Origin of the sequence: Helicobacter sp. 'house sparrow 1' (genome assembly GCF_900199585.1) — a bacterium.
Taxonomy (GTDB): domain Bacteria; phylum Campylobacterota; class Campylobacteria; order Campylobacterales; family Helicobacteraceae; genus Helicobacter_H.
The window spans coordinates 542,756-565,768 of record NZ_FZQY01000004.1 but is presented as its reverse complement, the minus strand read 5'-3'; the positions used below and the strand labels follow the sequence as shown (position 1 = coordinate 565,768).

Annotated in this window: 24 protein-coding genes and 1 tRNA gene; 11 read left to right on the top strand and 14 right to left on the bottom strand. The window is 31.7% G+C overall.

The annotated features are described in order from the left end of the window. Positions 1 to 28: 28 nt before the first annotated feature. The 8 genes from rpsI to C6H31_RS03135 form a co-directional block, all read right to left on the bottom strand. Positions 29 to 418, bottom strand: a complete 390-nt coding sequence (gene rpsI / locus C6H31_RS03170) for a 30S ribosomal protein S9 (RefSeq protein ID WP_104697342.1) — start codon at positions 416 to 418, stop codon at positions 29 to 31. 9 nt (positions 419 to 427) lie between these two features. Beyond that, on the bottom strand, positions 428 to 853 hold the full coding sequence (rplM, locus tag C6H31_RS03165) for a 50S ribosomal protein L13 (protein WP_199768115.1): 426 nt from the start codon (positions 851 to 853) through the stop codon (positions 428 to 430). Between the two features lie 78 nt (positions 854 to 931). Further along, a complete protein-coding gene (truA, locus tag C6H31_RS03160) occupies positions 932 to 1,663 on the bottom strand; it encodes a tRNA pseudouridine(38-40) synthase TruA (protein WP_104697341.1) in 732 nt (243 codons plus the stop codon). Then, on the bottom strand, positions 1,664 to 2,680 hold the full coding sequence (locus C6H31_RS03155; RefSeq protein ID WP_104697388.1) for an LptF/LptG family permease: 1,017 nt from the start codon (positions 2,678 to 2,680) through the stop codon (positions 1,664 to 1,666). Beyond that, on the bottom strand, positions 2,673 to 3,332 hold the full coding sequence (locus tag C6H31_RS03150; protein WP_158654708.1) for a prepilin peptidase: 660 nt from the start codon (positions 3,330 to 3,332) through the stop codon (positions 2,673 to 2,675). The genes C6H31_RS03155 and C6H31_RS03150 overlap by 8 nt, the downstream gene beginning before the upstream one ends. Then, positions 3,293 to 3,922: a protein-L-isoaspartate(D-aspartate) O-methyltransferase gene (locus tag C6H31_RS03145; protein WP_104697339.1), complete on the bottom strand. Its 630-nt coding sequence runs from the start codon at positions 3,920 to 3,922 to the stop codon at positions 3,293 to 3,295. Before C6H31_RS03145 ends, C6H31_RS03150 begins: the two co-directional genes overlap by 40 nt. Continuing rightward, a complete protein-coding gene (locus tag C6H31_RS03140) occupies positions 3,922 to 4,647 on the bottom strand; it encodes a carbon-nitrogen hydrolase family protein (protein ID WP_104697338.1) in 726 nt (241 codons plus the stop codon). The genes C6H31_RS03145 and C6H31_RS03140 overlap by 1 nt, the downstream gene beginning before the upstream one ends. Next, positions 4,637 to 5,671, bottom strand: coding sequence for a ribonucleotide-diphosphate reductase subunit beta (locus C6H31_RS03135; RefSeq protein WP_104697337.1), 1,035 nt, complete (start codon positions 5,669 to 5,671; stop codon positions 4,637 to 4,639). The genes C6H31_RS03140 and C6H31_RS03135 overlap by 11 nt, the downstream gene beginning before the upstream one ends. A 252-nt stretch (positions 5,672 to 5,923) precedes the next feature. Here C6H31_RS03135 and C6H31_RS03130 point away from each other — a divergent pair. From C6H31_RS03130 to C6H31_RS03115, 4 genes are all read left to right on the top strand, one after another. Then, positions 5,924 to 6,008: transfer RNA gene (locus C6H31_RS03130), tRNA-Leu, on the top strand. A 318-nt stretch (positions 6,009 to 6,326) separates the two neighbouring features. Further along, positions 6,327 to 7,385, top strand: a complete 1,059-nt coding sequence (locus tag C6H31_RS03125) for a glycosyltransferase (RefSeq protein WP_104697336.1) — start codon at positions 6,327 to 6,329, stop codon at positions 7,383 to 7,385. Beyond that, positions 7,351 to 8,337, top strand: coding sequence for a glycosyltransferase (locus C6H31_RS03120; RefSeq protein WP_104697335.1), 987 nt, complete (start codon positions 7,351 to 7,353; stop codon positions 8,335 to 8,337). The genes C6H31_RS03125 and C6H31_RS03120 overlap by 35 nt, the downstream gene beginning before the upstream one ends. 26 nt (positions 8,338 to 8,363) lie before the next feature. After that, positions 8,364 to 9,347, top strand: coding sequence for a glycosyl transferase family 90 (locus tag C6H31_RS03115; protein ID WP_104697334.1), 984 nt, complete (start codon positions 8,364 to 8,366; stop codon positions 9,345 to 9,347). A 2-nt stretch (positions 9,348 to 9,349) separates the two neighbouring features. Here the strand turns inward: C6H31_RS03115 and rpsO are convergent, their stop codons facing one another. Then, positions 9,350 to 9,622 (bottom strand): 30S ribosomal protein S15, encoded by a 273-nt coding sequence (rpsO, locus tag C6H31_RS03110; RefSeq protein ID WP_104697333.1) that lies wholly within the window; start codon positions 9,620 to 9,622, stop codon positions 9,350 to 9,352. Positions 9,623 to 9,822: 200 nt separating this feature from the next. Here rpsO and flhA point away from each other — a divergent pair, with 200 nt between their 5' ends. From flhA to C6H31_RS03075, 7 genes are all read left to right on the top strand, one after another. Continuing rightward, a complete protein-coding gene (gene flhA, locus C6H31_RS03105) occupies positions 9,823 to 12,003 on the top strand; it encodes a flagellar biosynthesis protein FlhA (protein ID WP_104697387.1) in 2,181 nt (726 codons plus the stop codon). Between the two features lie 9 nt (positions 12,004 to 12,012). Further along, the gene (locus C6H31_RS03100) at positions 12,013 to 13,095 is read left to right on the top strand and encodes a DHH family phosphoesterase (RefSeq protein ID WP_104697332.1); all 1,083 of its coding nucleotides are present in this window, start codon (positions 12,013 to 12,015) and stop codon (positions 13,093 to 13,095) included. Beyond that, complete coding sequence (locus C6H31_RS03095; RefSeq protein WP_104697331.1) at positions 13,095 to 13,352, top strand: hypothetical protein; 258 nt, start codon at positions 13,095 to 13,097, stop codon at positions 13,350 to 13,352. The genes C6H31_RS03100 and C6H31_RS03095 overlap by 1 nt, the downstream gene beginning before the upstream one ends. Continuing rightward, positions 13,349 to 14,278 (top strand): glycosyltransferase family 9 protein, encoded by a 930-nt coding sequence (locus tag C6H31_RS03090; RefSeq protein WP_104697330.1) that lies wholly within the window; start codon positions 13,349 to 13,351, stop codon positions 14,276 to 14,278. Before C6H31_RS03095 ends, C6H31_RS03090 begins: the two co-directional genes overlap by 4 nt. Before the next feature lie 39 nt (positions 14,279 to 14,317). Then, positions 14,318 to 15,622 carry an O-antigen ligase family protein gene (locus C6H31_RS03085; RefSeq protein ID WP_104697329.1) on the top strand — a complete coding sequence of 435 codons (1,305 nt, stop codon included), beginning with the start codon at positions 14,318 to 14,320 and terminating at the stop codon, positions 15,620 to 15,622. Next, the gene (locus tag C6H31_RS03080) at positions 15,619 to 16,341 is read left to right on the top strand and encodes an ElyC/SanA/YdcF family protein (RefSeq protein WP_104697328.1); all 723 of its coding nucleotides are present in this window, start codon (positions 15,619 to 15,621) and stop codon (positions 16,339 to 16,341) included. Before C6H31_RS03085 ends, C6H31_RS03080 begins: the two co-directional genes overlap by 4 nt. A 70-nt stretch (positions 16,342 to 16,411) precedes the next feature. Next, positions 16,412 to 17,620, top strand: a complete 1,209-nt coding sequence (locus C6H31_RS03075; RefSeq protein ID WP_104697327.1) for an NAD(P)/FAD-dependent oxidoreductase — start codon at positions 16,412 to 16,414, stop codon at positions 17,618 to 17,620. Between the two features lie 1,090 nt (positions 17,621 to 18,710). Here the strand turns inward: C6H31_RS03075 and C6H31_RS03065 are convergent. Genes C6H31_RS03065 through C6H31_RS03045 form a run of 5 tightly spaced genes read right to left on the bottom strand, consistent with a single transcriptional unit; the run spans position 18,711 to position 22,969 of the window. Next, complete coding sequence (locus C6H31_RS03065; RefSeq protein WP_104697325.1) at positions 18,711 to 19,139, bottom strand: trehalose-6-phosphate synthase; 429 nt, start codon at positions 19,137 to 19,139, stop codon at positions 18,711 to 18,713. A gap of 11 nt (positions 19,140 to 19,150) precedes the next feature. After that, complete coding sequence (ppa, locus tag C6H31_RS03060; RefSeq protein WP_104697324.1) at positions 19,151 to 19,675, bottom strand: inorganic diphosphatase; 525 nt, start codon at positions 19,673 to 19,675, stop codon at positions 19,151 to 19,153. A gap of 24 nt (positions 19,676 to 19,699) precedes the next feature. After that, positions 19,700 to 20,272, bottom strand: coding sequence for an adenylate kinase (locus C6H31_RS03055; protein WP_104697323.1), 573 nt, complete (start codon positions 20,270 to 20,272; stop codon positions 19,700 to 19,702). A 9-nt stretch (positions 20,273 to 20,281) separates the two neighbouring features. Further along, a complete protein-coding gene (gene aspS, locus C6H31_RS03050; protein WP_104697322.1) occupies positions 20,282 to 22,024 on the bottom strand; it encodes an aspartate--tRNA ligase in 1,743 nt (580 codons plus the stop codon). A 3-nt stretch (positions 22,025 to 22,027) separates the two neighbouring features. Then, positions 22,028 to 22,969, bottom strand: coding sequence for a chemotaxis protein CheW (locus C6H31_RS03045; RefSeq protein ID WP_104697321.1), 942 nt, complete (start codon positions 22,967 to 22,969; stop codon positions 22,028 to 22,030). Positions 22,970 to 23,013 lie beyond the last annotated feature (44 nt).

The following is a 23,013-nucleotide window of genomic DNA, read 5'->3' as shown; positions in this document are numbered from 1 at the left end:
ACCCAACCCAAAAAGGATTGGATAAAAATTATCTTTTTGAGAATTGAGGACTTCTTCTTGCTTTCTTTTTTCCGTATTTTTTACGCTCAACTACACGAGCATCTCTTGTGAGTAATCCTTTTGGTTTTAAAATTGCACGAAAAGAAATATCATAAGCATTAAGTGCTTTTGAAATACCATGTCTTAAAGCCTCTGCCTGAGCAGAATACCCACCACCAAAAGTTGTTGCAATAATATCTACCGACTTGTCTTGATTTGTAAGCATAAGAGGTTGCATTACTTTCATCTTTATTGCTTCATGACCTCCAAGCCAAGTATCTAAATCACTTCCATTGATTACAAGCTTTCCAGTACCACTACTTAACCAAACCTTAGCAATTGCTGTTTTTCTTTTTCCTGTCGCATAAACTTTTGCCATTTTTTTTCCTTATTTACTTTTTGATACTTGTGCTGTATGTGGATGCTCTGCACCTCTATACACTTTAAGTTTTTTAATCATTGCACGACCTAATTTTGTCTTTGGAAGCATCCCTCTAACTGCCAAATGATAAAGCTTTTCAGGGCTTTTTGCTAGCATTTCTTTTAGTGTCTTACTCTTTGTACTTCCAAAATATCCTGAGTGTGTAAAATATTCCTTATCTTCCAGCTTCATACCAGAAAACTTCACTTGCTGTGCATTAATCACCACTACAAAATCCCCGCAATCAACATTTGGAGTAAAGCAAGGTTTATGCTTACCTCTTAATAGGACTGCAATCTCTGTTATAAGACGCCCAAAAGTCTTGTCTTTTGCATCAAGAACAACCCAATCTCTGGTTATTTCATTCGCTTTAGCGGTTTTTGTTATTTCCATAATCAAACCTTTGTAATTTAAATCAAAGACGCAATTATAGAAATAAATATCTTAAATAAAGCTTAATTTAAGTAAAATTTAATAAAAAATCTTGCTGAGATAAAGGCCACTTGGGCTTGATGGAATCTGATAAACAGATTTTTGTACCAAAAGTTGTGATTTCAAATCATCAAGAGTAATTTCACCTCTTGAATAGGCTAAAATAGCACCCATCATCATTCTTATTTGTGCATATAAAAATCCATTAGCTTGAAAAACTGCAACAAGATATTTATCATTTAAAATTTGGTACTCATACAAAAATGCTTTATAAATTTCCCTAACACTGGTTGTAGCATCACTGCCTCTTTTACTAAAAAACAAAAAATCATGCTTTCCAATAAATATTTCTAAGGCTTCTTGTATTTTTTCTTGACTATCATAAACCTCATAAGAAACATAAGAACTTAACCAAATATTTCTTCTACTTTTTCCAAAAATATAGCGATATTCTCTTTTAACTGCATCAAATCTTGGATGAAAATTCTCCGTTACCTTCCAAATTCTTCTTATTGCAACCAAAGGATATGCTTTAATATTAAATAGTTTTAATAATCTCTCTAAATCCCAATAATCTGGAACTTCAAACTTAATAACTTGTCCTGTAGCATGGACTCCTCTATCTGTCCTTCCTGCACCCATTACCTTAGTAAAGATTCCAAATGTAGCCAACTTTTTTTCTAAAAACTCAACTACACTTAAGTAGTCTTTTTGTTTTGAAAAGCCATAAAATTTACTTCCATCATAAGCAATTTTTGCAGCAACAAACATTTAATAAACTCTAAGCACTCTCTTCCTATAAAAATAATAAGAAATCCCTATAGTCATCAAGGGAATTAACAAGATCCCTACAAATGGAGCATTTTCACCAAAAATATGCACAAAACCAAAATAAACTATAACTGTTACAAGGATATATACATAAGAAAGATTCTTTTGGAATCTTGGGTTTGCAATACCAAAAAGAGGGATTAAAAATAAACTTGCAAGAGGAAAAAGAGAAGTAAGAATAGCTTGAGACAATCTTCTTGCTTGGGATTTTTTTCCATGAAAAGCACTCCTCCAATATGCCCATAAATCATATGAACTTAGATTGATTTTTTTAAGCTCACTTTGGATTGCCATCTCTTGAAAGTTAATCTTTTTTATTTCATTATCTTTTGCAAAATAAGCATCACCATTTTCTAGACTCATTTTAAAAACTCCATCTAGGTTTTCAACTTTTCCTTTCTTTGCAACCACAAAACTTTCTTGCCCCAAATCAACCCCTGAAAATAAAACAAGCCCCTCATACACATTATCTTTCATATCATCAATATAAACAAGCCAATCCCCAAGCTTTTGGCCAAAATCTCCAGGTCTTACATTTACATCAATTTTTGTTCTCTTCTCTGCAATAAAATCAGAATAAGCACTTTTGGATAAAGGGATTAATGCTAGAGAAAAAATTAGCAATACAAATGTCACAAGTAAGCTAATTGGGATAAAAAATCTTAAAATCTTTTTAGGCGAAACACCCAAGGAAAAAAATACCAATAACTCATAATCATACGAAAGTCTTGCAAGTCCCAATACACAGGAAGCAAAAAAAGTAATAGGAATGATAAAAAACACTGTTCCTGGCAAAAGATATAAAAACACAAGCATCAAATCTGTGAAATTCATCTTCACTACTAATGTAATCCCTGCGATACTTATAAGTAAAACTACAGAAGAAATAAAAAACAATACCAAGAAAAAAGGAAAAAATATCTGTGCAATTGAACTAAAAAGATACTTTTTAAACATCATACAAACCCGATAAAATTTTTAAACATATGCCTATCCATAAAAAAGTAATCATAGGTAGTAGCTTTCTTTTTCTTTTATAAAGGATAAACAACAATCCCACTAAACTTCCAAAAAATAAGATTTCTAGTCCTCCAAAAAATCCAAATGCAATTCCTAAGGCAAAAACAAAGACCAAATCGCCATCTCCTAACGCTTCCCTCTTTAAAGCTGTGCGTATTACCACTTGTAAAATTGCTAATAATCCCACTAAAGCAAAAGCTTCGCATAAAATATCAAAAAAATCTAAAACAAAACTGCTAATAAAAAAGCTACAGAATGCTTCTATTACAAGAAGATAATTCAACCAAGCAGGAACAGCAAGATATTTTGCATCATAAATTGCTAAGATAAAAGCAATATATAAAAAACTGCAAAGCCATATACCAAATAAATTAGGGTAACTATAAAGTGGTATAAAACCTATGGGAATGAAAAAAAAATTTAATAGAAAAAATTCCCTGTTATTTTTATAAAGAAAAAAAGAACTCAAAACAAATATAACAAAAAAAACAAAACTCTCTTTAAAGCCAAAATCAAAGAAAAAATATTGAGGAGCAAGTCCTGAAAACATTAACGCATTACCCCATCCAAAACGGGTACAAAACGACACTCCTCTAGAATCTCACCCCTATCTAAATATCCATTTATCTTCCTAAAACGCTTTATAACCTGCTTGCCATCTATTAACATTGGGGCAACCAAAATACCCCCTTCTTGCAATTGCTCCTCTAAAGCCCTTGGGATTTCTTGGGCACATGCAGAAAAAAGGATTCTATCATAGGGTGCATACGCACTCCAACCCTTTTGGCCATCATCAAGCTTTGTGTTAATATTATAAACACCACTTTTGCGGATTCTAGCTTGAGCCTCAAGTAAAATTTTTTCAATTCTTTCAATCGTAAAAACTCTTCTAAAAACTTTTGATAAAACCATAGCTTGATAACCACTTCCACAACCCACTTCTAGAACACTATCTGCTCCATCTGGTAATAAAAATTGCGTCATCTTTGCAACTGTTAAAGGAGAACTAATCCATTGATTTTCCTGAATGGGCAAAGCACTTAATGCATAAGCATGCATCCTCAAAGACACCGGAACAAACAATTCCCTATCCACATTAGCAATCGCATCCTTAATCCGCTTATCCAAGGGAAAAACTTTTGCAATTTCCTCACTCATTAAAGCACTTTTAACAAACATTATTTTTCTCTCACTTGGATATATTTTCTAACACGCGCTACCTCATCTAAATGAATTTCAAGAGCTATAACTTCTTTTCTATCATTTTTAAAAACTAAACCATAAGGAGAGATGATTGCACTCCCTTTTGCCATTTGCAAGTTTTTAGGATTGCTTGTTATAACATAACTTTGATTTAAGATTGCAAGTGCTCTTGAAAGTGTTTCAAAATGTTCTTTTCTGGGTTCTCCCCATTGTGCTGATATAAAAACAATTTCAGAATCTCTCACCAAATCCCACATCCTAGGAAAACGCAATTCAAAACAAATTAAAGCACTACACTTAATACCATCTATCATAAAAGGTACACACTCTTCAATGCTTCCTTGCTTAAAGTGTAAATGCTCATCTCCTAGAGCAAAAAGTTTGGTTTTAGCCTGTTTATGGATAAGACCATTATTGTGAAAAACCTTCAAATTATTAAAATAAGACTGATTATTTTTTTCAATCATTGTAATGATGCAGGTCTTATTGGTCGTAGCTTCAAGAATCTTCTCTGTTGCAATTCTTGAAAACTCGCTTGCTTCTTCCATCTTTTGATATGCAAACCCTGTAAGCATTACTTCAGGAGCAAGAATGATAGAGCCATCCTGTGCATGCTTGATATGCTTGAGTAAAAACTCAAGATTAAGATTATAATCTTGGTGTATATGGGGTTGTAGAGTATAAATTTTCTTAAAAGTCATCAATCAAACTTCCCTTCGCATAATTTGTAACCTTTGCCTCAAAAAAATTAGTCTTTTGCTCATTAAAGCTTGCATACTGCTCCACCCACTTAATAGGATGCTCCACATTATAGAGTTTTGACATACCAACCTTTGATAACCTAGTATCAGCAAGATATTCAATGTATTGTCGGATCAATTCTGTAGTGAGTCCTAAAATTTGACCTTGAGTGATATATTCTCCCCAAGCAGATTCTATATCAACAGCTCTTCTAAACATTTCTATTACTTCTTCTTCTAAATCTTTTGTAAAAAGATCAGCTCTTTCTTTTTTTAGGGTTCTTATCATATTTTGAAAAACAATAAGATGCGTAACCTCATCTCTTTGGATAAAACGAATCATTTGCGCAGATCCAAGCATTTTTCCTGAACTAGCAAGAGTATAAAAGAATGCAAAACCACTATAAAAATAAATCCCCTCTAGAATTTGATTTGCAAACATTGCTTTAACAATATTGCGCTCTGTTGGATTCTTAGCAAGGTCTAAATACACATTAGCAATATAATCATTCTTGCTTCTTAATTGCATATCTACGCGCCACATATCATAAATTTCATCTGTATTTGCTGAAATAGTTTCTACCATCACCGCATAACTTTGAGAATGCAAAGCCTCTTCATATGCCTGACGTACTAAAATAAGATTAATCTCTGGACTAGTAATAAAAGGATTCACATTATCAATAAGATTATTTGTCTGTAAGCTATCCATAAAAATCAACTGGGCCAAAGCACGATCATACCCAATCTTTTCTTGAGAAGTTAATCCCCCATTATAATCCCTTTTGTCTCCATTCATATTGACTTCTTCTGGAAACCAAGTATTTGCCAACATCGTTTTCCACAAATCATAAGCCCACTGATACTTAATCTTATTAAGATCAAATATACTAGTTGGATTTCCACCAAAAATTCTTCTTTCATTCACAGTTTCTACAGATTCTGGATTATAAATTTTTTTCCTATTGACAATTACTTCTTCCATTCTTCATACTCTCCCAATATTTTTGTGTTTTCTAAAAATTTTTACTAAATATGGGTTAGGAATCCGCATTTAGTAAAAATTCCAAGTAATTCTATCCTAATTTTGAAAGCTATCTTATTGAATTTTATTTTGTTTATGTTATAATTCGCAACACAAGTTTTAATTTCACTTTGGATATGGGTTATTTATCTCAAAGTATGAGTTAGAATTTTTGTATCCATAGTTGTATTTTTATATGTCTTGGGTATATTTGCGGAAATGGCGAAACTGGCAGACGCACCAGACTTAGGATCTGGCGCCGCAAGGCATGGAGGTTCAAGTCCTCTTTTCCGCACCACTTTCTTATCAACCACTTCGATTTTCACCTAAAAATGAGTTTACTCCATCATCTTGACCTAAGAAAGCAAAAATACCTTAACATCTTTTGTTATTCATACAAAACCCATACATTGGAAGATAAGATAGATTTAATAAACTTCAAATCCTATAAATTAACTTTTCTAATACTTAAAATAAACTACTTTTAGCCCTATATATCAAAATTAATTTTTATGTATAAACTAGCAATAAATGCGCTGTGCAATTCTTTCCTTTTAAATTTTTAGATACAATCAAATTAGTTTATAAAGTTAGAGTTAAAGGATACTGCTTAATAATGCAAAGAGAAATTGCACCATTTTTTTCAATCATAATTCCAATTTATAATGTTGAAAAGTATCTTTCTAGATGCCTAGATTCTGTACTCAATCAGAGTTTTAAAAATATAGAAATTATTTTAATTAATGATGGAAGTACAGATACTAGTGGTGAAATTGCAAGAGAATATGCTAAAAGTGATCATCGCATTAAACTTATTAATCAGGAAAATAAGGGTCAGGGTCATGCAAGAAATATCGGTTTAAAAATGGGGGGGGGGGATTATATACTCTTTGTGGATTCTGATGATTATATAGAAAAGGATATGTGTGAAAAACTCTATGAAGTCTTAAAACATCAAGAAATTGAAGTTTTAGTCACTCCATTTTTCTTTGTAAAGGGCAAACGAAAAATTTTAGGAGATTATTTTACAAAAATCTTGCCTCAACAAAAAATATTTGATGCAAAAACGGGTGCAGATAGCATTTTAAGAATCTGTAAAAATAGTCTTTTTATCACTACAATTGCGCATTTTATCTTTAAAAATGATTATTTGAAACAAAAAAATATCTATTTTCCCGAGGGAATTTTATATGAAGATGTGATCTTTTGCACAGATGCTTTCTTGCAAGCCAAAAAAATTTATTTAAGTAAAATTTGTAAATATTATTATGACTTAACACCTATCTCTACAATGCGAGGTAAAGCATCTTTTAGTAAAAAAGTCTATTCTGCAAATAGCTATTATGTTTTAGCTAATCTCTTACAACAGAGAATACAAAACTATACAGAATCTTCCTTGAAAGAAATCCTAAAAATTAGCTCAGAGACTGCTATGGATCACACTTTAAGAGCGATCCAAAAGACAAATTACCACAAAGACTTAATTTTTACAAAAGACGATTTATTAGGTTTTAATTGCAACCTCTCTATTCTACAAAAACTAAATCTTCACTACCCTATCTATTATCGTCTTTTCTTTCCTCTTGTCTTATTTATAAGAAGAGTAAGAATAGTTCTATCAAGGACAATAAGGTCACTTTATGCCATTTTTTTCAATCATAATTCCAATTTATAATGTTGAAAAGTATCTTTCTAGATGCCTAGATTCTGTACTCAATCAGAGTTTTAAAAATATAGAAATTATTTTAATTAATGATGGAAGTACAGATACTAGTGGTGAAATTGCAAGAGAATATGCTAAAAGTGATCATCGCATTAAACTTATTAATCAGGAAAATAAGGGATTGAGCCGTGCAAGAAATGTTGGCATAAAGAGTGCAGATGGAAACTATCTTGTTTTTGTGGATTCTGATGATTATATAGAAAAGGATATGTGTGAAAAACTCTATGAAGTCTTAAAACATCAAGATATTGAAGTCTTAAAGATCTGCAATTTCACATCTCCACCCACACTAAAAAAGAATTCAAATAAAACTCAATTGACTACAAAAACCAAAAGCTTATCTACTTGTCCAATTTTTATTGAAGGCAAAAAACTTTTAAAGAAGAATCCTAGTATCTTAAATGATGGCTGTGTGTGGCTTTATATTATTCAAAAATCCTTTTTACTAAAAAATCAAATCTTATTCATACCAAAAATATTTTATGAAGATATGCCCTTTATTGCACAAATTTTACTACAAGCTAAAAAGGTTTGCATTACTTCTCTTTGCCTTTATACTTACCAATTAAGTGAGGAATCTATTATGAGAGGCAAGACAACAGAACAAAAAATATTAAAATCACTGCAAAGCTACCTTGTTATTATGGATTTTTTTGAAGAACTCTTACATAAAGAAAAAGATAGGGGTATTTTAAAAATTTTAAAAGGACAGATACCCATATATATCTATTTATTTAAAAACAAAATGGAAGAAATACCCTATGAAAAAATTCCAAAAAATCTTATCGATCATTTTAATTTTTATGAAAAAAACCTATCCTATCTTGGCATAAAAGATAGACTAAGGATAAAAATGCCAAGAACTTTTAGACTTCTTTCTAAAATTAAACATATAATTAGATAAATTATTTAGGTATTGAGGACTTATAGATGTTAGACAATTTATCACACAACATACAAGGAGTTTATTTTCTACTTTTTCCCAAGAGAAACTTGGAGAAAAAAATCTCCTTTTTGCTAGATAAATATGATAGTCAGCTAGATTATGTTTCAAAGCGTGTGAATTATTATTGTAGCTTTGATCCCAATTCTTCTTTTTCATCTAAACAACAAACCAAATATGAAATTCTCAATAATGGCTCAAGATATTGTTATGATTTTTATGAATATATGCGTTTTTTTAATCCCAATCTTTTATTCCACTTAGAATCTGGTGATGTTAATTATGAGGTAAAAACACCAAGCTTTTGTAAATCTAGACCCATTGCAAAAAATCCTACAAGTAATAATATTTTATTAAAGCTTGATAAAAAAAGGCATTTTAATTTTCTCACACAAGAACTAAGAGAATCTATTCCCTATTCACAAAAATTTAATCAAGTTTTTTTTCGGGGTGGATGCTATCAAAAAAACCGTCAAGACTTTATGCATAAATTTTTTAACCATCCTCTTGTAAATGCTGGTCATACAGGATCATTGAGAAATGAGGAATTTAGAACTTGGAATAAAGGAAGGGCAAGCATCAAAGAACATTTGAAATATAAATTTATAATGTCTCTTGAAGGTAATGATACTGCCACAAATCTTAAATGGATAATGAGCTCTAATTCTTTAGTTTTAATGCCAAAACCAAAGTTTGAGACTTGGTTTATGGAAGGAATGCTTATTGAAAACCATCATTACTTGGAAATTAGGGATGATTTTAGTGATTTAGAAGAGAGGGTAGATTTTATCTTAAAAAATCCATCTTTAGCGCAAGAGATTATCTATCAAGCAAATCAATACATCAAACAATTTCTTAAAAAAGACCTAGAGGATCTAATTAGTTTCTTAGTGATGAGGAAGTTCTTTTATCTGACAAATCAGATAGAGGTTAGCAAAAAAGAAGAGGAAATTTTTAATTCCTCTTCCTAGTTTTATCTATCCTTAATACCCAACTCTTTAATAATCTTGCTATATCTCTCATATTGAGAATTTTTAAGGTATTTAAGTAGATGCTTTCTCTTACCTACAAGCTTTAATAATCCTAATCTACTTGAGTAATCTTTCTTATTTACCTTAAGATGCTCTGTTAAATTAGAGATTCTTTGAGTTAAAAGAGCAATTTGCACTTCTGATGAACCTGTATCCTTGCTATCTCTAGCAAATTTTTGGATAATTTCTTGTTTCTTCGCCGTATCTAAAGCCATAAAGACCTCCTGAATGGTATTTAATTAAAGCGAGGATTTTACAATAAAAAATCAAAAAATCAAATAAAAATAGTGTAGAATCAATCTTTTATTTAGTCTAGTTTTATAATTTTTATTTTTCTAAGTTTTATGTAGTGTAATTACTTTTAGCATAGAGGCAAAAGTTGGCAAAAAAGAAAATCGATGTTTTACAATCCATAATGTCAGTACTCAGGACTTTTACACAATCAAAAGATCTTGCAGTAGTTGCTTTTGTTATCATCATACTTGCAATCATCATTGTCCCCCTGCCACCTATTTTTCTAGATTTTCTTCTAACTGTTTCCATAGCACTTTCTGTCTTGATTATCCTCATAGGTTTATACATTACCAAACCTACGGACTTTTCAGCATTCCCTACACTTTTGCTTATTGTTACGCTCTATCGCCTAGCACTTAATGTTGCAACTACTAGAATGATACTCACTGAGGGATATAAGGGTGCAGATTCTGTCAGTGATATTATTGCTGCATTTGGTGCTTTTACAGTAAGTGGGAATTATGTGATTGGTAGTATTATTTTTATTATTTTAGTTTTAGTAAATCTATTAGTTGTCACAAATGGTTCTACGAGGGTAACAGAAGTAAGAGCAAGATTTGCCCTAGATGCAATGCCTGGAAAACAAATGGCAATTGATGCAGATTTAAATGCTGGGTTGATTGATAATGAAGAAGCCAAGGCTAGAAGATCTGCTCTCACGCAAGAAGCAGATTTTTATGGTGCAATGGATGGTGCTAGTAAGTTTGTTAAAGGTGATGCCATTGCTTCTATCATTATCACAATTATTAATATCATTGGGGGATTTTTAATTGGTGTTTTTCAAAGAGGAATGAGTGCTAGTGATAGTGCTGCTACCTTTACTATATTAACAATTGGCGATGGATTAGTAGGACAGATTCCTGCACTTATTATTGCCACTGCTACAGGTATTGTTGCTACACGAACCACACAAAATGAAGAGGAAAATTTTGCAAGCAAACTTATCACACAACTCACCGATAAAAGCAAAACACTTATTATTGTAGGAGTGATTCTTTTATTATTTGCTACGGTTCCTGGACTACCCACTCTATCCTTAGGTTTTGTTGGTATTTTATTCTTATTTATTTCTTGGCTTATTTCTAGAGAAGACAAAGAGAGTCTTTTTAGTATTTTTGAAAAATGGCTTAGCAAAAAGACTAATATTAAACTTGATACACAGGCTAAAACAAACCCTAGAGAAGTCAATACACAACAACACCTCCCTCCACCAGTACAACAAAAAAGTGCCGAAGAGATTAAAAAAGAAGAAGAAAAAGCAATTGATGAGGTTTTAAAAATTGAGTTATTAGAATTAGACCTAGGTTATCAGCTTATCAGTCTTGCAGATGTCAAACAAAATGGCGATTTGCTTGAGCGAGTAAGAGGTATTCGTAAAAAAATTGCAAGTGATTATGGATTTCTGATGCCACAAATTAGAATCAGGGATAATCTGCAATTACAACCCAATAATTATGAAATCAAGCTTAAGGGCATTAGTATTGGTGAGGGCAGTGTAATGCCTGATAAATTCTTAGCAATGAACACAGGGCTTGTTGGCAAAGAAATTGAAGGAATTCCTACCAAAGAACCTGCTTTTGGAATGGATGCACTTTGGATTGATCCAGAAAACAAAGAAGAAGCAATCATTCAAGGCTATACTATTATTGATCCCTCAACTGTCATCACAACCCATATGAGCGAACTTGTAAAGAATTATGCAGAAGAATTTATCACAAAAGATGAGGTTAAATCAATTTTAGATCGTCTTTCACAAGACTATCCAGCTATTATTGAAGAAGCTAGAAAAGTCCAAGCAGGAGTCATTCGATCTGTACTACAAGAGCTTTTACACGAAAAAATTCCTATCAAAGATATGCTTACAATTTTAGAGACTATTACAGATGTTGCTACGCCTCTACAAAATGATGTAGCACTCATAACAGAACAGGTAAGATCTAAACTTTCTCGTGTGATTACCAATATCTTTAAATCAGAAGATGGAATTTTAAAGTTAGTAACCCTCTCTCTTGATACAGAGCAGTATCTTTTAGGCAAACTAAGGGAACAACCATCTGGAAAAACACTTCTACTTAACACCAATGAAATGCAAAAATTACTTGATACAATCACCGAAGAAAGTATGCAAATACTACAAAAAGGAATTGCACCTGTAATTTTGATCGTAGATCCTGCCTTAAGGCGAGCTCTAGCCTCAAAGCTTGAGCAATTTAAAATTGACCTTGTAGTGCTTAGCCACGCAGAATTAGATATGAATACCAAATATGAGATTTTAGGTAATATTGAAATTAATTTTAACTAAGGGATAAAAATGCAAGTCTACCACCTTTCACATATTGATTTAGATGGATATGGATGTCAATATATCGCAAGAGAATTTTTCGATAAAATAGAATTTTTCAATGCAAACTATGGAAAAGAGATACTAGCTCGTCTTAATCATATTTTTCATTGCATACAACATTCACAAACTAGTAAGCTTCAAGAAAAATTTCGCACAAAAACACCACAAAAGTTTCTCATTTTAATTACAGATTTAAATCTTTCCTTGCAAGAATGCAAAATCTTACAAGAAAAAGTTGAGCTTATGAGAATGGAGGGTAAGGATATTGAAATTTGCCTTTTAGATCACCATATTAGTGGAGAAGAAAGTGCAAAATCTTTTCACTGGTATTATCTTGATACACAACGCTGTGCAACTAAGATCACCTATGAAACCCTAAAGCAAAAATACCCTCTTAAAAATCCATCTAATGAGAAGTTATTAGAAAAGATAACTGAAATGATAAATTCAATTGATATCTGGAAAGAGGATGGATATGGTTTTGAGTTTGGAAAAGTTGCTTTAAGTCTTATTGCAAATTCCAATGAGCTTAATCGTTTTATGTTTGAGGATTCTCATCATAATTACAAACTCAAACTTTTAGATTCCATAAAAGATTTTATTGAACTTGAGAATGGTCCTGTTGCCTTTGATAATTCTATTTTTATGTTAAAAAAAATTGCCCTAGGAGGAGATCCTCAAAATCAAACAATGGATAATATAGTTTCAAATGCACAAGTTAATCTTTTAGAATCTAAAAAAGATTTATGCACTATTACCTATCAGGGCAAAAAAGGTTTTTTAAGTTACTCAATGGGAGGTATTAGTGTGCTTGCAAATCTCTTCTTAAAGCGCAATAGTGAGTATGATTTTTATATTGATGTAAATTTTAAGGGCAATGTATCCTTGCGTGCAAATGGAAATTGTGATGTAAATTTGTTAAGCAAAGAATGCTTTAATGGTGGGGGTCATAAAAATGCCTCTGGAGGAAGAATTGATGGATTTAAGGAAAGCTTTTTATATAGTGATATAAAAGAGCAAGTATTAAGATCGCTAAATAAGGAAAGATGATGCAAGAAAATGAATATCAAGAATTGGCTCTTGAAATTATTGATATGTTGGGGGTGGCTTTTCATTTTGCTGGAGCAGAAAGCAAGTATATTAAAAAACTAATTGATATTTATATTGATGAAATTGACCTCATTGAAGATGATGGAGATTTTAATCAGGCTCTTATTATTTCAATTATTGAGCAAATAAAAACAAAATATCCTCAATTTTTTAGACAAGATTCTAAGACCTGTCAAGCCTCAAAAAACCTTAAATGAAAATTGGCTACTATATTTGTGGAAAAGTAGGAGATAGTGTTGTAGCTATCTCCTCTCTTTATGCAATAAAAAAATATTTTCCAGAGTGTGAGCTTTATGTTTTTACAAATACAACTGGTAAGTTTTTTTATCAAACCTTTTCTTGGATTGATTTTATTATTCTTGTAGATCAATTGCCCCATATTCCTGATTGTCATCTTGATTTTTTTATCTCTACAGATTCCACAAAAGACACTAAAATTAAGCTTCAAAAAACAATCAAATGCAAAATCCTTACCTTTAGCAAACTTCATAATCTTTTTGATTTTCAATTCAAAACAACTTTTTCATTTACCACCTCAAGTATTGAAAAAAGACTTTTAAAACTACCTAAATTAATTCCTCATCAAAGACATAATGATTTTAATCTTTCCCAAACTCCAAAAATTAATCCTCCACTATCCTATCAAAAGAAAATTCGCCTTTTTTTAGATCAAAACAATCCAAATCATCTCAAAACCATTTTAGTCAATCCCTTTGGTTTTTCTCAAAATGATAATTTACCCCTACAAACTTATGCAAAGATCATAGAAAATCTTATACAAGATACTTTTGTCATTATCCCAACTTTTGCAGACAAAAGGGATTTAATTCAATCTCACTTTCCTGATAATCTTTTAACCCATCCAAACTTTTGTATTTTTCACAACAATGAAGATTTACTCAATATTACAGAATTAATTAGACAAATTGACTTGCTATTTTCCATTGATACAGGACTAATCCATATTGCCAACAACCTACAAATAAAAACCATCGGATTATTCCTCCATCGTAAAACTGCAAGAAAATGGGGAAGTAGATGCACTAAATGTATTTATATAAACCAATTAAAAATACAAAAAGTTGCTAAAATCTGCACTCAAGAAATCTATAATCTTTTATAGAAACTTTCGTATTACAATAAAATAATCAGGAGTCTTTTAATGAGTTCTTTAACAAAAACTTATTCCTTAAATATTCTCATAACCTTTATGGCTTGTCTTTTACCTATGAGTATAAGCTTTAGAGATATGAGTATTGTTATTGCGTGCATCTCTTTATTAACTCTCTTTGCTTTTTTTGTTTTTAATAACACATCAAAGATTCCTTTAAAATCACATCAAAAATTATTTATCATTGCACTATTATCTTTTTTTATCAGCGCCCTACTCTCTTACATATTTGGAAAAGGTTGGGAACTTCCTAGTTTAAGCAATCCAAAGATGCCATCATTTTTAGATCTAGATTTACCCTCAAAATATATTTTAATGGCCTGTTTATTTACACTCTTTTTAAAGCTTGATTTCAAAATTCACAAGAGAATCTTTTTTTATGCCATTGGACTAGGTGGGATTATTACAGGTTGTATCTCTTTGTATCAACGCTACGTGCTTGGTATGGGGAGAGTAGATGGTTTCAGTGGAATTGCAGAAATGGCAGATGGATCAACAATTTTATGCCTTCTTGGAACCATCCTTTTTCTTTTTCATACCAAAAGAATAAAATTTTTCTTTCTTATTTCGGTATTCCTGGCTTCCCTTGCTTGTGCTTTGAGTGCAACAAGAGGTGCAATGCTTGGCCTAATAATGGGTTGGTGTTTTATTTTATGTATGTTATTTTTTTATCAAAGGCTACATTTTAAAACCCTATTAATAAAAATGTTAATAATTCTTTTATGTTATGGTGTTAGCTTTGTATTTGTATCCATAACAGATAAAAATAAGGATGTTTTTAGAATAGAAGTAGCAACTCAAGATTTACAACAATACTCTAAAGGAGAGATAGAAACAAGTATTGGATTAAGGTTTGAGATGTGGAAAGAGGCTTGGGCAATGTTTAAGATGGCACCTTTTTTTGGATTAAGCTCTGCAGAGATCTTACAGAATCTTCCAAAGATTTTAGAGAAAAGCTCAAGTAAAATTGTCAGGGATCAGAGCTATCAACAAGCACGAGGGAAAAAACATAATCAATTTCTCAATGCAGCAGCAAAAAGAGGTATAGTTGGGGTTATTGCTATTTTATTTGTATGGTTTGCTTCTCTTAAACTCTTTTCTTGTTATCTACGATCCAATAATCAAAATATTTTTGTTTTTAGTCTTTGTGGTCTTAGTATTCTTTTTTATACAATTTTTCCCAATTCTTTTACAGGAGAAATTTGGGAGAGCAATACCACAATGGTTTTGTTTTGTGTATTCTTTTGTATTTTTTCTAAACTAATCCAACAAGAAACCCTACAAAAAGAAAGATGATAAAAGTTATAGCAAAACATAAACTAGGTTTTGTCACTATTTTTATTATCCTTTTCTTATTTTTTTATAAAGAGCAACTTCTGCAATCCTATGCCAAATTTTTTGAAAAGGAGATTCTAGAGGAAAAACTTGATGTTTTATTCCAAGATAGGACTTTTTTCAAAGAGCCTGATAAGATTTACCCCTTTGTGCCAAGATATCAATATGATTATGGCATTATCCTTGGAGGCAATCCTGAAACCAGAGTCAGTGCTACCATTGCGCTTTATAAAAATCAAATTATCCGCTATGCTCTTATAATCCAACCAAAAGATTATTTTGAGAAAAAAACACTAAATCGTTTAAGTCAATTTGAAAACACAAGCCTTACTCTTCAAGATTATCAAATACCTTTTTTAGTTGCAAAAAGCTACAAAAATGGTGTTACAAGCACTCTAGATGAAGCAATTGATATTGCCAACTTTTGTCAGAAACATTTTGTATCAAGCATTCTTATTATTACAGACAAATATCATACTAAAAGAGCTTATTTCACCTTCAAAAAGGTCTTTGAAACTAAAAACATTGCAACAAAAATCTATATTATTGGAATCCCAAATAAAACTTATGATACTACAAACTGGTGGAAAAGCGAACTTGGTCTAAGAAACTATATTGTAGAAAGTAGCACTCATCTAGTGCACTTTTTTAGCCTCCACAAAAAAGTCAAAGAATACTGATATTTTTAACACATTTTTAAGTTTTTTTGCTTTATCATACGGCTAAAAAACAACTTTTAAGGACTAGATAATGAGTCAAAAGATTCAGAAAATTTTAATAATTGGTGGTGGATATGGAGGTTTGAAAGCAGCCCTTACTCTCCAAAAAAGAAATGCCAAAGCCGATATTACATTAATTAGCAAACACGATTACCATTATCAAACAACACTTTTACACAAAGTCGCTATTGGAACATTAAGCGAAAAAAAGGCAAAAATTTACTATAGAAGTCTTTTAAATAATGTTAGGTTTGTTAAAGACAAAGTAATGGAAATAAGACCTCAAGAAAATAAAATTGTGGGTAAGCTAGACAATTATGAATATGATGTCTTAGTATTAGGACTTGGTTTTAAACCTGATGACTTTGGTATTAAGGGAGTGAAAGAAAATACCTACAAACTCTCATCTTTAAATGCAGCCTTAAAGCTAAGCAAACATATTGAAAGAAAATTTAAAAATTATCATCTCACAAAAGACAAGAATGAGCTTTCTTTTATTGTATGTGGTGCTGGTTTTACAAGCATAGAATTTACTGCAGAACTTGCACATGAAATTAAAAAATATTGTCAAAACTATGGATTAAGTAAAGAAGATATTAGTATCACTTGTGTGGGCCGTTCTTCTAGAATCCTGCCTGTATTTGATGAAAAGCTTAGCCAGTTGGCAACTCAAAAGCTTGAAGATTTAGGGGTGAAATTTATCACTTCAGCAACTGTTGAAGAGTGTCATCAAGATGGTGTCATTATTACAAAAGATGGGCATCAAGAAAAAATTTATGGAAATACTGTTTTATGGGGTACAGGAGTAAAGGGAAATGATACAGTAGAATATTATTCTCCTATCCATAGCAATAAGGGAAGATTAAAGGTAGATTCTAAACTCAAGAGTATTGATTATGACAATATGTATGTAGTAGGAGATTGTGCAATTTATGCTCAAAAAGAGGTGGTGCATGTTCCAACTGCCCAGCTTGCAACCCAAATGGGAGAATATGTGGGTAATCTTTTAGCAGATAAGCTTGAGGGAAAAACTTCATTTCAAGACTTTAGATTTATTAATCGTGGATCTATTTGCTCAATCGGCCATACAGATGCAGTTGGTGTTGTATTTGGCAAAAGAGTTTCAGGAAAATTTGGTGCCTTTATGAAAAATTTGGTTGAAAATCGATGGTTATTTGGAATAGGTGGAGTTAAGATGGTTCTTAAGAAGGGTCAATTCCGCTGTCGTAGTAGTGATTAATCCATTTAGTTAATCTCACAAAAGAATAGAAAATATTTTGCTGATACTTATTTGTTTCTTACCTTAATCCTCCAAAGATGTGGGAGGTGGGGGCATCTTTGAATCTCAATATCTTGAGTTTTAATTATTTTTTATTAAAGATAGATGCCTTCTTAATAAAAAATTACAAGATTATTTTTTGCCCTCAAAATAAATCAAAGAAAAATACAAAAAAAATCTTTCTTAACAAAAAGTTTTCCTTTCTCTCCTTTATTATGATGACTTTTAATCTAAAAAACTAAAAAGATATTTTAAAGCTCTTATTTATTAAAATGATGATATCTAGCCTTATTTTTTATCTCATCTTTTATAAACTTCAATCCTCATCATCAAAAAAAACTTAATAACCTTTTTCTGCTATCAAATAACGATTTATTTTAAAATAATTCATCCTTTAAAAAATTAAAATCCACTATGAGATAATTCTCAAAATATTATCCCACCCCAATCCTTTTAATTTTTATTTTCAGAATTTTTTAAAATAAAAAATAATTAAAATGCAAAAATACAGTATCTTTTTGCCACAATAAAGAATAAAATGAAAAACCAATACAACTAAAGGGAAATATACAAGAGTTCATTGGGAATGAATTTAGAAATTCCATTGATATAAAATCCAAGAGAATTTCAAATAGACTTAGTATATATATTTAACCAAAGAGGGCAAATTTTAGTTAGTGCTGTAGTAAGTAATGTTGTTTTTAGGAGCGTTGTTAGAATCTATAAAAAATATAAATATGATCTAAAAATTCCAAAGAAAAGATAGTTTGTGTAAAAATAGCTGTGTTGAGCCTATTTACTTTAGGATTTACTGTTGGAAATATCACAATTACAAGTGAAGATTAAAATGCACCAGAATTATCAAGCCTCACACCCCCTTTTATTAGAAGATACTCAAATAAGCTTATAATTTAAAAAATAAATATTTTTTGCTTAATTTAAAAGCAAAAGATGGCTAATAACTGATTTTAGAATGCAGATAAATCATATCTTTGATTTTTACTTGAAATAAAAATAATTCCTATCTTAAAAACCCAGTATCAAAACTTAATTATCCATAATACAGCATTGCTTTAGCCAAAATCACTATTAAAAAAGAGAGCACTAAAGCAATGGTATGTGATTTTCCCCTAAAAGGGTCTTCCTTTTTTAGAAATCTAATTTTAAAGATTGCATAAGCAGTGATGATAAACATACAAAAAATCAAAAAAAGCTTAATACCTAAAAATAAACCAAAAGAAGTGGCAAAAACTCCTTTTAAGTCATAATAACTTAATAATGCACCACCACTAACCAAAAGGCTAATAAAAATAATTCCAAATAAAATGCCACTAGCTTTTGTGTAAGATGCTTTGATGCGATCACATTCTTCCTTTGAGCATTTTTTATAAGCAAATGGAAAAATCACCGCATCAAAAAAAACATACCCAATAAAACAAATTGCGCATATTATATGAAAACAAAGAAGCAAAAAATGCATTCATAAAACTTTTAGTTCTTGCTATAAGCTAAAATAGCAGATTCTAAAATTGCTCTTGCCTCCTCCTTTCCTTTGTACTCTTTTACCTTTACCCATTTATTTGGCTCCAACATTTTATATGTCTCAAAAAAGTTTTTGATACGATCAAGAGTAATTTTTGGAAGATCCTCTAATGTTTGGATTCCCTCATATCTTGGATCAATCTTACTTACAGGCACTGCGAGCAATTTCTCATCCATACCGCTTTCATCTTCCATAATAAGCACACCAATCAATCGCACCTTAATCACACTGCCTGCTTGTAATGGATATTCATTTAAAACCAAAACATCTGCAGGATCTCCATCAGCACTTAAAGTATTTGGAACAAAACCATAATTTGCAGGATAAAACATCGCACTATACATTACACGATCCACTACTACAGCACCGCTTTCCTTATCAAGCTCATACTTGATGTTTGACATATATGGAATCTCAATTACTACATTTACCTTATCAGGATTTTCACCAATTTCAATTTTTTCTAATTGCATTTTTTACTCCTTAATTTTTAGTTTTTAGATCTTTGATTGAATAAATGCTTGCATTTGGCCAACAATTTCTTCAATGCTTCTTTCACCATTAATTTTTGTCAAAAGTCCCTGTTTAGAGAAAAATTGTCGAATCTCTTCTAAAGGCTCTAAATAAACCTTCATACGATTATTAAACACCTCAACATTATCATCAGCCCCTCTAGCTCTTCCAAGGACTCTATCTCTAGCTATTTGCTCACTCACTTCTACTTCAATAACATTTACAAGCTTTACCTTATCTTGATTTTTTAAAACCTCATCAAAAGCCTGCATTTGTTCAACACTTCTAGGATACCCATCAATTAAAATAACATCCTTAGGTGCATTGGAAATAGCCTCAACAATCGTTTCCACAACAATATCTAAAGGCACAAGATTCCCCTTTGAGGTAAAGCTCTCAATAAGCTTTCCTCTCTCACTCCCACTCGCACTCTCTGCGCGCAATAAATCTCCTGTAGAATAATGCACAATAGTATCACTACAATTTTGTGCAATAATTTGTGCATCTGTTGTTTTACCGCTGCCTGGGGCCCCTATGATTAAAAATAATTTTTTCATAACCTCTCCTTACTTTAAATTTCTTAATCTAATATGCAACTCTCTTAATTGCTCTTCACTAACACTACTTGGAGCACCACTTAATGGACAAGTTGCTTTCTGTGTCTTTGGAAATACAATTACATCCCTAATACTATTTGCTTGAGTAAGTAACATAATTAAGCGATCCAATCCAATTGCAAACCCACCATGAGGAGGTGCACCATAACTTAGTGCCTCAAGCAAGAAACCAAATTTATCCTTTGCTTCTTCTTCTGTAATTCCTAAAAGCTTAAAGACTTTTGATTGAATCTCTTGTTTATGGATTCTCATACTTCCACCGCCAAGCTCAATACCATTTAATACCACATCATATGCTACAGATTGAATGGCCTCAATATCTGCATTATCAATATCTTTTGGCATTGTAAAAGGATGGTGCAATGCAGAAATCTTTCCTTCATTCTCTTCAAACATAGGGAAATCAACAACCCATAAAAACTTATAGACATCTGGCTTTATCATCCCCATATCTTGGGCTATCTTCAAGCGTAATCTTCCCATATAATCCCAAACAATCTTCTTAGCCCCTGCTCCAAAAAATATTATATCTCCAATCTCTGCATCCAATCTCTCAATCATAACTTTGAAATTTTCTTCAGAAATAAATTTTACCAATGGTCCCTTAGGTCCATCCTCTTTCATTTGGATATAGGCTAAACCTTGTGCTCCAAACTTTCTTACAAATTCTTCAGCCTCTCCTAATGTTTTTCGACTAAAAAAATTATCTCCATTTTTTACAACAAGTGCCTTAAAACGATTTGCCTTTGTATCTAAAGCAATGGTTCTAAAAATCTCATTGCTAGAATCTTGCATCAAGTCACTTACTTCAATCAGAGGCATATCAAATCTTAAATCTGGTTTATCAGAGCCATACTTTTCCATCGCTTCCATATAAGGCATTCTCATAAAAGGAGTTGAGATATGTATATTTTTTAATGCAAAAATATTTTGTAAAAGCTTCTCTGCAACCTCCATTACATCTTCTTGCGAACAAAAACTCATTTCTACATCAATTTGTGTAAATTCTGGTTGCCTATCAGCTCTTAGATCCTCATCCCTAAAACATTTTGCAATCTGATAATAAGAATCAAATCCGCTTATCATCAAAAGTTGTTTAAAAATTTGAGGACTCTGTGGCAAAGCAAAGAATTCTCCATCATGAACCCTACTTGGAACTAGATAATCCCTCGCCCCCTCTGGAGTAGCTTTTGTTAAAATAGGCGTTTCTACTTCTGTAAATCCAAGTTCATCAAGAGTTTTTCTTGTCACCATACATACATCAGACCTCATCTTAAAAATCTCAAAGGATTTTTTTGCCCTCAAGTCCAAATAACGATACTTTAACTTTAAATCCTCCCCCACACTTTCATCACCAATAGAAATAGGAGGAGTTTTGCTTGTATTTTCAATTTCTAGCTTTTCTACAACTACTTCAATTTTTCCTGTTTTGAGTTTTGGATTTTCTAGCCCCTCACCTCTTGCCCTAACCTTTCCACTTACAATTAATACATATTCATCACGAACATTTGAAGCAATCTCATAAGAGGGAGAATTTGGATCACATACTAATTGTATTAATCCACTCTTATCTCTTAAATCAATAAATACAACTCCACCATGATCCCTATAAGTGTTACACCAACCCGCTAGTCTAATATCTTCACCAATATTTTTTTCATCTAATTGCGCACATAAGTGTGTTCTTAGCAATCCTTACTCCTTGATTAAAATTTTTCTTAGATTTTTCTCAATTTCTTTTGGCTGTGTTTTTACCACAAATCCATCTGCACCAAACTTCATCGCAGTTTCAAAATTTGCTTCATTTTGCATAGAAGAATTAATGAGTACAGGAAGATGCCTAATCTTATCACTTGCTTTAATCTGTTTTAATAGCTCAAAGCCTGATAAGTTTGGCATTTCCAAATCCGTAACAATCGCTCCTATATTACCAATATCATCAAGATGCTCAAGATACATCAAAAGCTCCTTTCCATCAGGAAAACTCAAATATTTTAATCCTAATTTTTTTATAACAGCCTCTAGACTCTTTAGAGCACTTCTTGAATCTTCTGCAATCAACACAACTTGATTACTTTTAATCTCCCCCAAAGAATCTAAATCTAAATTGCTTTTATCTGATATCACTGGAAAGGCTTCTTGTAACATCCTCTCAATATCTAGTATTTGGACCAAAGAATCATCTTCATATCTTGTCGTGGCAATAATCTTGCTATCTTCTTTTAATCCGTGATCTACTCCAGCTTGTATCTTCTCCCAACTTCTTTGAATGATATGTTTTACCTGCATTACCTGCAATCCTATTGTGCATCTTGAAAAATCACAAATAATCACCAAACTTTTTTCATCCTCTAGTGTATATTCTGATAAATTTCTATCAACAACGCGGGGGTTAAAATGCAACCAACGCTTTACATCAATCAAAGGAATTACCTCATCTCTTACAAGCAATGTCCCTAAAACAATCCCATTATCCCCATCAATTGTCCGCGTAAAATCTCCCTTATGGGAAATAACTTCTCTAATCTTAAAAACATTAATTGCATAAATTTGTGCATCGGATGCATCATCCAATAAAAAGCACAAAAACTGCGCCTCGTTTCTTGTATGGGGCATTTCTTGCAATTCATTTATCATAACTATCCTAGCTTACTCCAAAGTTTTGAGCCTAGATTCTAGCA

Coding starts and splice junctions, on each gene's coding strand:
- C6H31_RS03135 (WP_104697337.1), bottom strand. CDS start 5,671: ATGGAAGAAGTAATTGTCAATAGGAAAAAAATTTATAATCCAGAATCT.
- C6H31_RS03155 (WP_104697388.1), bottom strand. CDS start 2,680: ATGTTTAAAAAGTATCTTTTTAGTTCAATTGCACAGATATTTTTTCCT.
- truA (WP_104697341.1), bottom strand. CDS start 1,663: ATGTTTGTTGCTGCAAAAATTGCTTATGATGGAAGTAAATTTTATGGC.
- C6H31_RS03100 (WP_104697332.1), top strand. CDS start 12,013: ATGCAAGTCTACCACCTTTCACATATTGATTTAGATGGATATGGATGT.
- C6H31_RS03115 (WP_104697334.1), top strand. CDS start 8,364: ATGTTAGACAATTTATCACACAACATACAAGGAGTTTATTTTCTACTT.
- flhA (WP_104697387.1), top strand. CDS start 9,823: ATGTCAGTACTCAGGACTTTTACACAATCAAAAGATCTTGCAGTAGTT.
- C6H31_RS03085 (WP_104697329.1), top strand. CDS start 14,318: ATGAGTTCTTTAACAAAAACTTATTCCTTAAATATTCTCATAACCTTT.
- C6H31_RS03090 (WP_104697330.1), top strand. CDS start 13,349: ATGAAAATTGGCTACTATATTTGTGGAAAAGTAGGAGATAGTGTTGTA.
- C6H31_RS03125 (WP_104697336.1), top strand. CDS start 6,327: ATGCAAAGAGAAATTGCACCATTTTTTTCAATCATAATTCCAATTTAT.
- C6H31_RS03075 (WP_104697327.1), top strand. CDS start 16,412: ATGAGTCAAAAGATTCAGAAAATTTTAATAATTGGTGGTGGATATGGA.
- rpsO (WP_104697333.1), bottom strand. CDS start 9,622: ATGGCTTTAGATACGGCGAAGAAACAAGAAATTATCCAAAAATTTGCT.
- ppa (WP_104697324.1), bottom strand. CDS start 19,675: ATGCAATTAGAAAAAATTGAAATTGGTGAAAATCCTGATAAGGTAAAT.
- rpsI (WP_104697342.1), bottom strand. CDS start 418: ATGGCAAAAGTTTATGCGACAGGAAAAAGAAAAACAGCAATTGCTAAG.
- C6H31_RS03065 (WP_104697325.1), bottom strand. CDS start 19,139: ATGCATTTTTTGCTTCTTTGTTTTCATATAATATGCGCAATTTGTTTT.
- C6H31_RS03140 (WP_104697338.1), bottom strand. CDS start 4,647: ATGACTTTTAAGAAAATTTATACTCTACAACCCCATATACACCAAGAT.
- C6H31_RS03080 (WP_104697328.1), top strand. CDS start 15,619: ATGATAAAAGTTATAGCAAAACATAAACTAGGTTTTGTCACTATTTTT.
- C6H31_RS03095 (WP_104697331.1), top strand. CDS start 13,095: ATGCAAGAAAATGAATATCAAGAATTGGCTCTTGAAATTATTGATATG.
- C6H31_RS03120 (WP_104697335.1), top strand. CDS start 7,351: ATGCCATTTTTTTCAATCATAATTCCAATTTATAATGTTGAAAAGTAT.
- C6H31_RS03055 (WP_104697323.1), bottom strand. CDS start 20,272: ATGAAAAAATTATTTTTAATCATAGGGGCCCCAGGCAGCGGTAAAACA.
- C6H31_RS03145 (WP_104697339.1), bottom strand. CDS start 3,922: ATGTTTGTTAAAAGTGCTTTAATGAGTGAGGAAATTGCAAAAGTTTTT.
- C6H31_RS03045 (WP_104697321.1), bottom strand. CDS start 22,969: ATGATAAATGAATTGCAAGAAATGCCCCATACAAGAAACGAGGCGCAG.
- rplM (WP_199768115.1), bottom strand. CDS start 853: ATGGAAATAACAAAAACCGCTAAAGCGAATGAAATAACCAGAGATTGG.